Annotated in this window: 12 protein-coding genes and 1 pseudogene; 8 read left to right on the top strand and 5 right to left on the bottom strand. The window is 57.1% G+C overall.

Translation table 11 applies throughout. The features are described 5' to 3' along the window. Positions 1-108: 108 nt before the first annotated feature. From PDO_RS02700 to PDO_RS02685, 4 genes are read right to left on the bottom strand one after another with little or no spacing between them, the layout of a single operon-like run. Complete coding sequence (locus PDO_RS02700) at positions 109-1,164, bottom strand: FAD-dependent oxidoreductase (RefSeq protein ID WP_007597431.1); 1,056 nt, start codon at positions 1,162-1,164, stop codon at positions 109-111. Between the two features lie 50 nt (positions 1,165-1,214). Further along, positions 1,215-1,652: a GNAT family N-acetyltransferase gene (locus tag PDO_RS02695; protein WP_007597429.1), complete on the bottom strand. Its 438-nt coding sequence runs from the start codon at positions 1,650-1,652 to the stop codon at positions 1,215-1,217. A 30-nt stretch (positions 1,653-1,682) separates the two neighbouring features. Beyond that, positions 1,683-2,705: an Ldh family oxidoreductase gene (locus PDO_RS02690; RefSeq protein ID WP_007597427.1), complete on the bottom strand. Its 1,023-nt coding sequence runs from the start codon at positions 2,703-2,705 to the stop codon at positions 1,683-1,685. Next, positions 2,695-4,944, bottom strand: coding sequence for a N,N-dimethylformamidase beta subunit family domain-containing protein (locus PDO_RS02685; protein WP_007597425.1), 2,250 nt, complete (start codon positions 4,942-4,944; stop codon positions 2,695-2,697). Before PDO_RS02685 ends, PDO_RS02690 begins: the two co-directional genes overlap by 11 nt. Positions 4,945-5,153: 209 nt before the next feature. Between PDO_RS02685 and PDO_RS02680 the strand changes: the two genes are divergently transcribed. The 7 genes and pseudogenes from PDO_RS02680 to PDO_RS02650 all read left to right on the top strand — a co-directional run. Next, entirely contained in the window at positions 5,154-5,819 is a 666-nt protein-coding gene (locus PDO_RS02680) for a GntR family transcriptional regulator (RefSeq protein ID WP_007597418.1), read from the top strand. Between the two features lie 250 nt (positions 5,820-6,069). Further along, positions 6,070-7,077 carry a trans-3-hydroxy-L-proline dehydratase gene (gene lhpH, locus PDO_RS02675; protein ID WP_007597417.1) on the top strand — a complete coding sequence of 336 codons (1,008 nt, stop codon included), beginning with the start codon at positions 6,070-6,072 and terminating at the stop codon, positions 7,075-7,077. Positions 7,078-7,213: 136 nt separating this feature from the next. Further along, positions 7,214-8,017 carry a transporter substrate-binding domain-containing protein gene (locus PDO_RS02670; RefSeq protein WP_037072434.1) on the top strand — a complete coding sequence of 268 codons (804 nt, stop codon included), beginning with the start codon at positions 7,214-7,216 and terminating at the stop codon, positions 8,015-8,017. A gap of 120 nt (positions 8,018-8,137) precedes the next feature. Beyond that, positions 8,138-8,800, top strand: a complete 663-nt coding sequence (locus tag PDO_RS02665; protein ID WP_007597414.1) for an amino acid ABC transporter permease — start codon at positions 8,138-8,140, stop codon at positions 8,798-8,800. 10 nt (positions 8,801-8,810) lie between these two features. Continuing rightward, the gene (locus PDO_RS02660) at positions 8,811-9,470 is read left to right on the top strand and encodes an amino acid ABC transporter permease (protein WP_007597413.1); all 660 of its coding nucleotides are present in this window, start codon (positions 8,811-8,813) and stop codon (positions 9,468-9,470) included. A 92-nt stretch (positions 9,471-9,562) separates the two neighbouring features. Beyond that, positions 9,563-10,285 carry an amino acid ABC transporter ATP-binding protein gene (locus PDO_RS02655; protein WP_007597412.1) on the top strand — a complete coding sequence of 241 codons (723 nt, stop codon included), beginning with the start codon at positions 9,563-9,565 and terminating at the stop codon, positions 10,283-10,285. A gap of 170 nt (positions 10,286-10,455) precedes the next feature. Then, positions 10,456-10,767, top strand: a pseudogene (locus tag PDO_RS02650) (hypothetical protein); the annotation flags it as partial. A gap of 240 nt (positions 10,768-11,007) precedes the next feature. On the opposite strand, the gene PDO_RS02645 reads toward PDO_RS02650, so the two are convergent. Next, the gene (locus tag PDO_RS02645) at positions 11,008-12,030 is read right to left on the bottom strand and encodes an adenylate/guanylate cyclase domain-containing protein (RefSeq protein ID WP_007597410.1); all 1,023 of its coding nucleotides are present in this window, start codon (positions 12,028-12,030) and stop codon (positions 11,008-11,010) included. Positions 12,031-12,322: 292 nt separating this feature from the next. On the opposite strand from PDO_RS02645, the gene PDO_RS02640 reads away from it, so the two are divergent. Next, complete coding sequence (locus tag PDO_RS02640) at positions 12,323-13,558, top strand: efflux RND transporter periplasmic adaptor subunit (RefSeq protein WP_160167016.1); 1,236 nt, start codon at positions 12,323-12,325, stop codon at positions 13,556-13,558. The last annotated feature ends 22 nt before the right edge of the window (positions 13,559-13,580 follow it).

Below are 13,580 nucleotides of genomic sequence, written 5' to 3'. Positions count from 1 at the left end.
GTTCCCATCAAGAGAAGAGCGGTGATCAGGCGCAAAATCGGCCAACCGAAAATGAGGTAGCGTCACAGGTTGTGCCTTCGCCAAGAAGCATTTGAGCCGCCAACTCACCTACAGCAAGCGAGTGTTTGAAACCGTGCCCTGAGCAGGCTGAGATGACCAGAAGCCGGTCATTCTCCGGTCGGCGGTCAATGATGAAATTCCGTCGGGTGTCAGCGTGTAGTAGCAGAGATCTGAACCGACAATCTGCGGGGTAATGCCATTGAAGAATGGCCTGATTTCCCGCTCGAAGATGTGCCCACCTGTTTCGCCAACATCTGCCGCCGCGTCTATGCCTTCGACGAAGAAGCTTACCGCTCCATCCTGCGACTGAGGAAACGTGGTGATGCATCGGTGCCCCGCCCCGGAGCGAAACCACATCAGAGCCGGGAAATTGCCTGCGTGATACCGCGCCGCAGCTTCAGGTCTGAACGAAAAAGTCCTTTGCTCCGTGACCTTCAAGAGGCGGTCGTAGGGCGACCCCAGAATCTCTCCCGCCCAACGACCCGCAGCAATGACGGCATGCCTGGCTCTGATCTGATAGTCACCCATTCCAATGGTCACCCAGCCATTCTCCTGAGAGACATGCTCCACCGCGCGGTCGGTCAATACCGTCGCATCAAGTTGCTGTGCGGCTGAAATCTGCAGAGATACGATCGGCTCCGGCCTGAGGAAGCCGCTTTTCGGCTCGAAATATCCGTAGTCCGCGTCGGTCAAACCGATCAGCTGCGGATATCGTCGTTTCAACTCGGCGGACGAGAACAACTCATGCTCGATCCCGTGCTGCTGCGCGGTCGTGACCGTAGCTCTAACAAAGTCTTCGTCGTTGGACGGTTGCTCCGATCCGACAATGAGCGTACCGCTCCGTTCCATCAAATCAACATTGAAGGACCGCTCGAGTTCCCCGAGAATTTCCTGTGAACGCCTGACCAGCGGCAAATAGGCAGATCCTTCGCCCACGGCATTGCGGGTTACCCGGGCACGTCCGTGGCTCGATCCGAACGGATGCGGCGGCACGTGGCGATCGATGCCAACAACCTTCGCACCCCGCCTGGCCAGCTGGTAAAGCGTTGCCGCGCCCACGGCACCCAAGCCTATAACCGCGAAGTCGATTGAATGGGTGTCCATTGTGGGTCGCTTCTCCAGCAGTTGAAGATTGGCACGGGACCGTCGAGGCGTCAGACGGATTTCCGCATGAAATGCAGGCCGGTCAGTTCATCGGTGAAACCCCACTTCTGATAGAAGGGGACCATCTCCGCCAGGCAGTACAGCTCCCGGTGTTTAATGTTCACCAACTCAGGGCCGTTCATCACCGTTTCCATCAGCAGCCCGCCCAGGCCGGTGTTGCGCCAAGTGCTTTTCACGATGATGTCGAAGATCATTGCCTTGTAGACGCCATCCGTGATCGCGCGAGCAAACGCAACGAGTTCATCTGCGTCAGGATCGACGAAGGCGAAGACCGGCCCACCGGAGGCCAGTGCTTTGACCACGTCGGCTTTTGTCCTCCCCTTTGTCCACCACTCTTCCTGAAACAACGCCACCAGTTGGTCGACCTGAGGGTCATTCAAGGACCGATGCAGCCGCAGCCGGCTTTTATCGAGCGTGATCTTGTTCATGTGCGCCTCTTGGATATTTGCATTGACCGCTCAGTTGCCGGCAAGGTTTTCCAGTTCGAGGAGCTTTCCCTCCGAAAGGGGAATGCCAAGGAGAGTTGACTGGCGGCGGTTTTCATAGCGCCGTGCTCCGGGTAGTCTCTCCTGGCCGGCATCAATGAGACGATCGCAAAGAACCGAAATGCGTCCGGCAAAATCATTATTGCCCCCGCGCTCCGGGTCGATGACAATTAACAGTTGGCCAGCCTTCGGCGTCTGCGCACCGACGCAGTCGCCGAAATCATTCTCGAACGATAGCTGTCCGCCGGTCAGCGCGCCTGCCATCAATTCGACCATCAGGGCAATCGAGGATCCCTTGTATCCGCCGAATGTGTTGAGTGCGCCGCCGGCCAGCACCGCGTGTGGATCGGTGGATGGGGTTCCGTTACGATCGACGCCCGTCCCTTCCGGCAGGATTCGGTTCGCCAGTGCGTGTAGTCTGACCTCGCCGTTGGCCATCACGCTCGTCGCCTGATCAACGACGAGGGGATCCGCACCAGCAACCGGCGTTGCAAACGCAATCGGATTGGTGCCGTACACCGGGGCGCGACCGCCATGGGGCACGACATTTGCCAGACCGTTGACGAATGTGATCGCCATCAGGCCTCTTCGTGCGAAAGGCTCGACATCCGGCCACAGCGCGCTGAAATGATGAGAATTGCGGGTCGCCACGACAGCAACGCCGGTCGCCTTCACCGCCGCATCGATTGCTTCCGCTGCGATGGCCAGCGCTGGGTGGGCAAATCCATTGCGGGCATCGATGCGAATGAACGACGGGCTGACGACAGAGATTTGGGGTTCAGCTTTTCCATCAACCCAACCGGTGTCGAGCGATGCGACGTAACCCGGAATACGAAAGATGCCATGACTGATCGCGCCGTCGCGCTCGCAGCCGGCGCAGTTTGCCGCAAGGATATCGGCGACGAACTGGGATGTTCCATGTTTCAGGAAGATCTGTAGGAGCAGGGATTTCAGGGCGTCGAATTCGACGCGGATGTGCTGCTGTTCATGTCTCATGTGTGTGGCTGCCGATAGGAGGAATGGTGTCGGTGGACGACGGAGCGTGCGCATCACCGGCGCGGCGCGGGGTCGAAAGAAACTTTCGGAGGCAATTCTCAAGAAGCCGGGAGATATTGTTGTCGTAGCCGTTGTGGGAAAGGCTGCCACAAAAGGTGATGGAGCCGACCGAGAACAAGCCGCCGCCGTTCTCGTCGAGGCCGTAGATGATGTTCGAGCGCATGCCACCATAGGGGCGCGGGCCACCGTCGATAACGCCAGGGGTCAGCAGTTCCTCATAGGTCGTCTCGAACGACGGCCCATGGCCTTCGGACGCAGCGACCACGGTTACGAATTCCGGCGTTCCAAGTTCCGCGCAGGCCTGGTCGATCTCGAAGCCGGCAGCACCGCCACCGGACAAGCCGAAGTCGCCAAGACGTTCACCAGCCGAAATCCCTTCAAACAGAAAGTCGAACTCTTCTGCGAATGACTCGGCAGTGCGGATATAGTGGGTTCCTTCGAACGCACCCTCGGCGGTGAAACCGACGCCAGCAACCTTCTGGGGCGGTATGCCGTTTCGCCGCCACAACCCGCCATATTCACCGTCGAGCTGGTTATAATATTCGCCGGGCTTGCTGGCCCAGACGCGCATGCCGCCTTCGGCGCGTCGGAGTTCCAGAATGTGGGGCAAGTTCTGGTCGCGGCCGATCTTCCAGTAGAAGCCGTTGCCTCCGAGATACATCAGCCGCCCGCCGGCCTGCCGGTAAGCTAGAATCGCCTCGATCGTACGACGAGTGTGATATTCAGGATGCGTGCCAGTCAGCACCACATCGTAGGGTGAGAGGGCATCGACCCCTTCGCGATCCAGATCCTCATCGGTCAGGACGTCGAATTCAAAACCCTTGGCGGTCAGCCAGTCGGTCAGGTGAGAGTCGGCGGGGAAGCCGCGCATTCCCGAGCCGTGCGTGTCGTGGTAGACAAGGTATCCAGGACGCATCGTCATGATCGGACGCAGCCGCGAGGATATCGTTACGCCGGTTCCATCCGGATGGCGGTTGTAGGTGGAGTAACCGAAGGCGCCGACGACATCCGGATTATGGGGATAGGCGCCCCAGTCCTTTACGCGCGCTTCGAGCGGGCCAGCAAAGTTTCCGCGGGCGTGATTGGCGTAGGCCATGTAGGTGAAGGTTGGCGCCAGGAAGACGATTTTCTGTCGTGGCATGCCTTGACCCGGCAGCACGTAGAACGGGATGGTATCGGTCGCGATCTCATTCTCGACCGCAAGACCGTAGACGCCCGAAGGAACCTCGTCGGGCACGGTAACCGCGATCGTCGTTTCCCATGCACAGTCGCTCAGATCGTCAGAATGGAAGGTGATTGCTGCGTATTCTTCCGGCGCGACTTTCCAGTCCATGTGGCGGCCGGTCCAGGAGGAGGAGCGAACGGCGCGCATCGGCAGGTTGATCAAATGGAGCCCGCGAGATGGATCGATATCGTCGCTCACCCATTCGCTGTTGCCGCTATCGGTGAAAGTCCACCGCGCGATGATCGTGCGGCCCGGTTCTACAGCCTCTCGCGACGTCACCGACAGACGTGGCGCCTCGATCGAACCATTGAAGCAATCCTTGGGATGTCCGTTCCACAATGCCGCAAGGCAGATATGGTCGACATCGCGCAATGCTTCGCCCATGCCTGCGATCAACTTGGACTCGGCGACCTTTGACGTCTCCGGGGTCGATGTGCGCACGATCACGCCATCTTCCAAAAAACAGACCTCCAGATTGCTCCACACATTCAGTTTGAGCGAAAGATCCAGGCTTTGCGGTTGCGCCGGTGATCGCAGATTTTTGAGGAAGAAACGCCCATCGTTGATAATCAAGGCGACACCTGTCGTGCCGGCAATGTCCTGCAAGGAAAAGATCGTCTGATCGGTTGCACTGACAAAGCCCGGGCGGACTGTCAGTTCGACCGTCAGGTCTTGCGTGACCGGGATGGTTGGCAGCGCCCCGAAGGCGCAGGATCCAAGATGGGTCTTCTGCTCTGTGGCCGGATAGACCGCCGACAAGCCGAATTCCACCTGTTCGCTTTTCAATCCGGGGCCGAGTGGGTTCGGATCGCAGCAATCCAGCCTGACAACCTTCGCGGTTATCGCGCGATCGCCGAGCGATGAGATTTTGAAGTCCAGCCGTTCACCCGGCCTGGCGCTGAGCGGGGTAACGTAGCCAATTACCCCTAGCGGCCTGTATTCCTGGATAGACATGTTTCACCGAGTGAGAGGGCAATTGCGAGCCGGTGGACATTCACCGAGCGGCATACTAAATAGAATATCGTATACGTTATCTGTTCGTGTCAACCCGGATTCATCTTGACGGCGACGGCGCGTGCTCGGGAAGAAGTCCTAACATTGCGATCAAATATCGAATACGTTATTCGATCATCCCCACGTCAACTGCAAATTCGGAGATTTCGTTGCCCCTTAACCCCGCAGATCTCCCATCGCTTGGAACCGCCCCCACGGCATCCGACATCATTGCGAAGCACATCCGGGAAGCGATCGTCACCGGGGAATTCGACGAGGGCGAGCCGATCCGCCAGGACGACGTCGCAAAACTGTTCGATGTCAGTAAGATCCCCGTGCGCGAGGCGTTGAAGAGGCTTGAGGCTGAAGGGCTTGTCGAGTTCCAGAAGAACCGCGGAGCCGTGGTGACCAGCGTTTCCGAGCCGGAAATCGCGCAGATCTTCGAAGTTCGCGCGATGCTGGAATCAAACGCCATCAGACTATCCGTTCCCAGAATGACGGCACGTACGTTGCAAAGGGCAGAGGAATATTGCGACGCATTCGCCCAGGAAACGAATGTCGCGAGATGGGCAGAATTGAACTGGCAGTTTCATTCATGCCTCTACGAGGACGCCGAGCGGTCGTTCCTTCTCAACCTTATCCGTTCGGTCAATGATCGCATCGAGCGCTATCTCCGCATTCAGCTGACGCTGTCAGGGGGAACGGGTGTCGACGACAGGGAGCATCGCGAGATCCTCGCCGCATGCCGGGCGCGCGACGCTGACAAGGCCGCCGAGTTGCTGACGCAGCATATTACCAAGGCCTGCGAGTCCCTTCTCGCAAACATCCGGAAATAACCAAACTCCACTCTGCCGTTCGACGTCCACGTGTGACCCGCGCTCGCAAGATCGCGGGTGCGACTGCGCGCGCGACTCGGTCAACGACAGCTCCAACGCCGCTGCACAAAAATCGTGCTTGTATGAAAAAGCGCCGTTCTTACATTTTTGCGGTTGACCGTTATCGTTTATCGTATACGATATCTAAAAATAGCCACCTGACGACGGAACCGCCGACGACTGTGTGGTGCGATGCCTGGGAGAAGTCCGCATGCAATTTGAAAGATCACTGACAACCGTCGAGCTCCACACGTGCGGTGAAACATTCCGCCTCGTTACCCAAGGTCTGCCGAAGATCCCTGGAGCGACCATCGTCGAGCGCCGCGCCTGGCTTCAGGAGAATGCTGACCAGTATCGACGCGCAGTCATGTTGGAACCGCGCGGTCACAAGGACCTCTACGGTGGCTACCTCACGGAGCCGGTCAGTGCGGATGCCGATTTCGGCGTGATCTTCCTCAACAACATGGGCTACAGCCCGCATTGCGGACATGGCGTCATTGCGTTGGCAACCGCAGCCCTGGAACTCGGCTGGGTCGAACGCAAGTCACCCGAGACCCGCGTCGGCATCGATGCGCCCTGTGGCTTCATCGAAGCTTTTGTCAAGTGGGACGGAAAGCGAGCAGGGAACGTTCGCTTCGTGAATGTTCCGTCCTTCATCTTCATGCGGGACGTGACGGTAGACACCCCGACTTTCGGCAAGGTGACCGGTGATATCGCCTATGGCGGTGCCACCTATTTCTACGTTGACGGCCGCCCGTTCGATATCGCCATCCGCGAGAAGGATGTGCAGAAGATCCAGCAGTTTGGATACGAGATCAAGACGGCCGTAAACGCCAAGATGCCTGTGGTTCACCCCGAAATCCCCGAATTCAATGACGTCTATGGCGTCATGGTCTACGGCGATCCTCGCCACGATGGCTCGACCCAGGCGAATTGCTGCGTCTATGCGGACAGGGCCATCGACCGCTCGCCGACAGGCTCTGGAACCGCCGGCCGTATCGCGCAACTCTATCTTCGTGGCGAACTCTCAGCATCGGAAACACTGGTGAACGAGTCGATCATCGGCACGGTCTTCAAGGGACGCGTGTTGAGCGAGACAAAGGTTGGCGACTACGACGCGGTCATCCCGGAAGTCAGTGGCAAGGCCCACATTTGCGGGTTTGCAAATTGGACGATCGATGAGGAAGACCCGCTTACGTTCGGTTTCCTGGTTCAGTAATTACAGTTTCGCGTCCGCAGCAGTCTCGTTCGATAGCTGGAGTCTGCGGGGATGAAGCGTATACGATATTGGAAATACGATAACATCCGTGCTCCAAGTCCTACCAATCAACAAAAAGGGGAATGCAACAATGCGTATGGCTTCAATTATCCTGGCCACCACACTGGTGGCATCAACTGTCACGGTCGCTCATGCTGACAAGCTGGATGACATCATGGCGTCCGGCACATTGCGTTGCGCGGTTGTACTCGATTATCCCCCGATGGGCCTGCGCGACGCAGAGAACAATCCGGCTGGCTACGACGTCGACTATTGCAACGACATCGCCAAAGCGCTCGGTGTGACGGCGGAGATCGTTGAGACCACCTTCCCGGATCGTATTCCGGCACTCGTGTCTGGCAGGGCTGACATCGCCGTCGCTCAGACGTCGGACACTCTGGAGCGGGCAAAGACTGTCGGCTTCACCATGCCTTACACCGCGCTGGCCGTGGTTGTTCTCGCGAAAGAGGGGCTCGGGATCGATACCTATGAGAAATTGAAGGGTCGCAATGTCGGCGGTGTCGCCGGCGGCTATGAGGCAATGGCCCTCGAAAAGGATGTCAAGGCGTGGGGCGGTGGTTCATTCAGAGCTTACCAGAGCCAGGCCGATGTGTTCCTCGCGCTTTCCCAGGGGCAGATTGAGGCGACTGTGGTGACGGCCCCTGTTGCTGCAACCATCGTGAAAGACGGCAAATACAAGGGCGTCGTGGTTGCCGGGGAGACACCCTATGAGATCGACTACACGGCACTGGTCACGCTTCGCCAGGAGCAGGGCCTGATCAACTACCTGAACCTCTTCATCCATCAGCAGGTCCGCACGGGTCGTTACAAGGAGCTTTGGGATAAGTGGGTCGGCGTTGGCGACGCACCGGATCTGACGATCCCCGGCGTCTATCGCTGATCGATTACGTCCTCGGCGGGCAGACATTCCCGACAGGAATGTCGTGCCCGCCGCAGTTCGACTTGGCGGGACCTCCAATGAGTTCCTTTCCCCGATCCTTTCCAAATGGCGGGAACGACCATGGACTATACTTTTCAATGGCGAGCGGCGTTTCGAGCGCTGCCTGATATGCTCTGGGGCGCCCTTGTGACGCTTGAGGTCGCCCTGCTGTCGATGGTGCTTGGCACGTTCCTCGCGATCTTGCTGGCGGTCGCATCCGGCTCCCGCTTCCGCGCACTTCGGGCTCTTGCCTTCAGTTGGGTAGAGCTGGCCCGTAACACGCCGGCGATGTTCCAGATCTATATGGTGTATTTCGGTCTGGGGTCTTTGGGGATCTTTCTCGACAGCTTTATCGCTTTGCTGGCAGCCATTACATTCAACAATGCGGGTTATCTTGCCGAAACCTTCCGTGGCGGACTTCGAGCAGTTCCTGGCACGCAAATGCGTGCCGCTCGGTCTCTCGGAATGGGACAATTGCAGGCGTTTCGCCTCATCGTGCTGCCACAGATGTTTCGCGTCGTCTTTCCGCCGCTCACAAACCAGATGGTCTGGGCGATCCTGATGACGTCTCTCGGCGTTGTAGTGGGCCTGACGAATGACCTTACCGGTGTGACGCAAGACCTGAATGTCCGATCATTCCGAACGTTCGAGTTCTTCGCGATTGCCGCCGTTCTCTATTATTTGATGACCAAGCTGGTCATCGGCTCGGCGCGCCTGATGGCGTGGCGCCTGTTCCGATATTGAGGGCCCCGCTATGACCTTTTTCGACACCTCCCTGACCCTCAATGACCTTTGGTTCATGCTCAAAGGGGCAGGCGTTACGATCTCGATCACGTTCTGGGCTGTGCTTGGTGGATCGATACTCGGGCTGTTGCTCGGCTTGGGACGTGCAAGCGCACCATGGTGGCTGAACGGACCGATCGGCTTTGTGCTCGACATCTTCCGCTCGGTTCCACTGTTGATCCAGTTTGTGCTCGCCAATTCATTCAAATCCATCATCGGTTTGAATTGGTCGGCCTTTACCGTCGGCTGTGTAGTGCTGGCCATCTATACGGCATCCTTCTGCACAGAGGTGGTTCGTGCCGGCATTCTGGCCGTTCCCCCGACAACCCGGCGCGCCGCCCGATCTCTTGGAATGACCTGGGCTCAGGATTTGAAGGAGGTCGTCTTTCCTATCGCCTTGCGGGTGGCATTGCCGAACTGGATTGGCCTCACGCTCGGCGTCATGAAGGACACGGCGCTGATTTCATGGATTGGCGTCGTTGAGTTGCTTCGCTCCTCGCAGATCATCGTGACGCGCACTCAGGAGCCGTTGTTTGTCCTCGGTATCGTTGGACTGGCTTATTTCATCCTGTGCTTCCCCATCTCGCGTTTCGGCGGACGGTTGGAAAGAAGGTGGCGCGAGAATGATTGAACCCAGAAGGTTATCCGCCGACCTGATCCTTGCTCTTCGGAGCCTCCCCGCAAGGCTATGGATCCGACTTGAAAAAAAGGGTTGCAGAAACAATGATTGAAATTCAAAACGTCCATAAGCACTTCAGCACCTTGCATGTTCTGAAAGGTGTGAGCTTGAACGTCCAGAAAGGAGAGGTCCTTTCTATGATCGGTGGATCTGGCTCCGGCAAATCGACGATGCTGATGTGCATTAACGGCCTTGAGCCGATCCAGGGCGGCACCATTCGTGTCGATAACACAGACGTGCATGCGAAGAGTACCGATCTCAACAAACTGCGCCGAAAGATAGGGATCGTGTTTCAGCAATGGAACGCGTTCCCCCATCTAACGGTGCTCGAAAACGTGATGCTGGCGGTCAGAAAGGTGCTGGGTAAATCAAAGGCGGAGGCCGAGGCGATCGCGGTTGAGCAGCTCAAGCATGTCGGTCTTGGCGAGAAGCTGAAAGCCTTTCCGTCACGCCTATCGGGCGGACAGCAGCAGCGAATGGCGATCGCCCGCGCACTTGCGATGTCGCCGGACTATATGCTGTTTGATGAGGTCACGTCCGCTCTGGATCCGCAACTGGTCGGCGAAGTGTTGGACACGCTGCGCATGCTGTCCCAGGAGGGCATGACCATGATCGTGGTGACACATGAAATGCGGTTTGCCCGCGAGGTGTCCGATCGCGTGGCATTTTTCCGCGAAGGGCTTATCCATGAGATCGGAACGCCTGAGCAGATATTTGATAGTCCACAGCGTTCTGAAACGGCAGACTTCCTCCGGTCGGTGCTTTGATTTCCTAAGTCATGGAAAAAATAGATCGTCTTTGCCAATGTCTCGTGGCTTTTGGAGTTGGTCGGCGGTTCAGATCCGTTCAAGACGTAGAACTCGCATCCCGTATTGTGACCTATCCTCTCGATCGTTATACTGTTTCTGAAAAACAGTATAACGTCGGAGTCGAGCTTATGAAATCCGTCGACCTCATGTACCAGACTATGCTCGCCGAGCTAGGTCAGCGCTCGCTCGACGCCGCTTGGACGGCCGATTTCCCTCCGGAGGGTCGATTCACCCCGGCGAACATCAAGGGACGCAAGTATTGGTATTTCGACATCCCGGATGGACACGGTGGTACGAAACGTCGTTATGTTGGTCCTGCTGACGATCCGGATATCGCGCAGCGCGTATCTGATCATAAGCGGGACAAGGACGATCTACGCGCTCGCAGGCGGTTGGTGGTAAACACCCTGACCCGCGAAGGCGCACCGAACGGATCCAGCAACCAGTTCAGACATAAAAGTCTCTCCGCTCCCATCTGATGGGGGCGGTTTTTGCGTTTCGGGGGGCGAGAAGGCGATCGCCAGTCTGTTCTCTGCCCTTGAAGGCGTCCGTTACTCCCCAGACGGTATTGCACCAGTACCTGCAGGAGGTTGATACGCAAGACGCCGCGAGGGCACTTCGCTGCGCATCTGTGCTTTCGCCATGGCAACCGAAACGATGACTGATAAATTTTGTCCAGCTCAGGCCGAGTAAATTGGGGCCGGACTTATTGCTGTCACGGAGAGGGTTTGTCCCTTACCTCTCACCGCGTAACTCCCAAGTGGCTCAGTGGTGATCGACGCCATTGGTGAAAGCTGATTCAGCAAACTATCGGAGATCAGAAAAGATCTTTTCAAGTCTCGTGCAAGTCCTTCAATTCGCGCAGTTGTGTTCACGGTGTCACCGAAATATGTGATTTTACGATGATCCAAGCCAATCTCGGCGACAATGACAGGCCCGCCATGCAGGGCAGCCCGCAAGCGCGGAACTTCCCCGAATTCAGTGATCCAGAAGGTCTCCCTCGCCTTGATCGCTTCAAGAATGTGGAGGACACAATGGATGCACGCTGAATTGCGAATGCCGCTTTCGAAACGCCATGTGACAAAGGCCGCATCACCAATGTAGTCGTCAACGGTTCCACCGAAACGACGGACCGACAACGCAACAGTCTTCAGAAATTCACCGAGATATTTCTGGGTACGCAGATCACCGAAGCGTTCCGCATAGTTCGTTGAACCAACAAGGTCAACAAAGAGAAAAACCCTGTTTTCGGACCGCGGTTGTCGATAGCGACTCATGAGCAGGCTGGCAAAAACCTCTCTTCCCACAAGGTCCCTCATGCGCAATACGAATACCATAAGTGCCGAGACGAAAAGTGCGTAGATGAGGACGCCCTCGCTGGGGAGCGCCGAATCTAGCCAAGAGTCCATCACGCCAAGAGACCAGAGTGCAGTTCCCACAACTAAGGTTCCAGCCGCAACTGTTGCGATGTTCAGGATGAGCGTCATCAGGAAATAGACTGGTGTGGGAAGCCCCATCAGCCAGAAACGTAGCCTTGAGAAAAGCAAGTCCTGTTCGAACGCCAGGAGCAGACCGATGATCACAACCGCGTAGGCCGCCCCGATATACGTGCGGCCGCCAAAAATGATGGCGCTGTATAAAGCGCCGCTCGCGGCGGCGACCAAAAGCGCCCAAATCCAACCGAACAACTTAAGTTTACTCATAGCCGCTCCTGCCGGGAAGATTTTCTCAAGCCCCCCTCGCGAAGACATCTCATCATCGTAAAGGTGGGATTGTAACTTTGGATTAACTACAATCTCGTTGAAGCCAAAGAAAGCCGGGCGCCCGCGTCGTACTCAACAGGTAACCACTTGAAACGCCGGATTCATTCAACACACAATTCCTGATTGACTGTAACAAATCTTAAAATATCGACACATCAAACATGCCGCACTCCCGCTAAAACGGGCAAGGTGATCGTCTGCAAGGTGCCGACGGCCAATGTCGGTGCATGTTATGACGCTTCAAAATCGGCCTAAATTCGTCCTCCGCCGCTCGGTGAAGTCGCTTGTGGTTTCCACGCTGTTTTCCTCGATGACCCTTTATCCAGCCGGGGAATCGGTCGCCCAACAAATAAAGTCAGTCACGGTGGGGGTCGTGGAACGCGAAACCATTCGCGACCACGTCGCGGTTGTCGGAACGCTGATTGCGAAGGAAGAGATCAGGGTCAATGCCCTGCTCGGGGGCAAGGAGGTTAGAAGTATCCTCGTCGAGGTGGGCGCAGTTGTGTCGAAAGGCCAACCACTTGCGGTGCTCGATGTGGAAGGCGTCAACCTGCTGCTTGAAAGAAATTCCGTCCAGCTAACACGCGCCGCGTACGCTGTGGCGCAGGAACAGAGCCGTGTTGACGTTGCGGCAGTCACGGAGCGCGAGACCCGCAAGGTTGTGGAGCGAAGCCGGTCACTGGTGGGCAAAGGGGCCGTCTCCCAACAACTCCTCGACGAACATGAGAACGCTTTTTCGCGGGCCAGGTCCCAACTTGAGCTTGCGCATCAATCGCTCATGCTTGCCGAAGCAGATCGAAAACTCATCGAGCGCGAGCGCGCCGAAATTTCTTTGACGATCGAGCGCAGCACGGTTCGCGCGACAGAGGCTGGACTTGTCCTCAGCCGCAACGCACGCGTTGGTGCCATGACATCGTCTTCCGGCGATCCACTGTTCATCGTGGCGAAAGATGGCCTGATCGAGATGGAAGCAAGCGTTAGTGAATCAAGCTTTGTCCGCCTCAAGGAAGGGATGCAAGCCCAGGTAATTGTTCCGGGTATCGACCTGCCCGTCCAAGGGCGTCTCCGATTGAGTGCAGCGCAGATAGACCCTGCCACGCGGATGGGAACTGTCCGGTTGGAGCTCGATCAGAGCAAGGCTCTGGTTCCTGGCGCATTCGTCCATGGTCGTATCGAGATAGGACAACGATCCAATGTCACTGTCCCGGCCACAGCGATCAGAAGCCAGAATGGTGGGGCCAGCGTGTTTGTCGTCGAGGATGGCCGCGCGATCCTACGCTCTGTCACGTTGGGTTCTCCAACGGGCAGTGCGATTGAGGTGCTCACCGGTGTCGAGGAAGGTGAAATCGTTGTCAACAAATCCGGTAGTTTTTTGAAATCGGATGAACAAATCCACGCCGTTCCAGCTCCCGGTTCAACAGCGCAAAACCTGTCTTCGCTGGAAGTTGAAGGGAGCGTTGCGCAATGAACGGCAATATTTCCGCAGTGGG

This window comes from Rhizobium sp. PDO1-076 (assembly GCF_000247475.1).
In the GTDB taxonomy this organism is placed as follows: Bacteria; Pseudomonadota; Alphaproteobacteria; order Rhizobiales; family Rhizobiaceae; genus Allorhizobium.
This window is presented reverse-complemented; position numbering and strand designations above follow the sequence as displayed.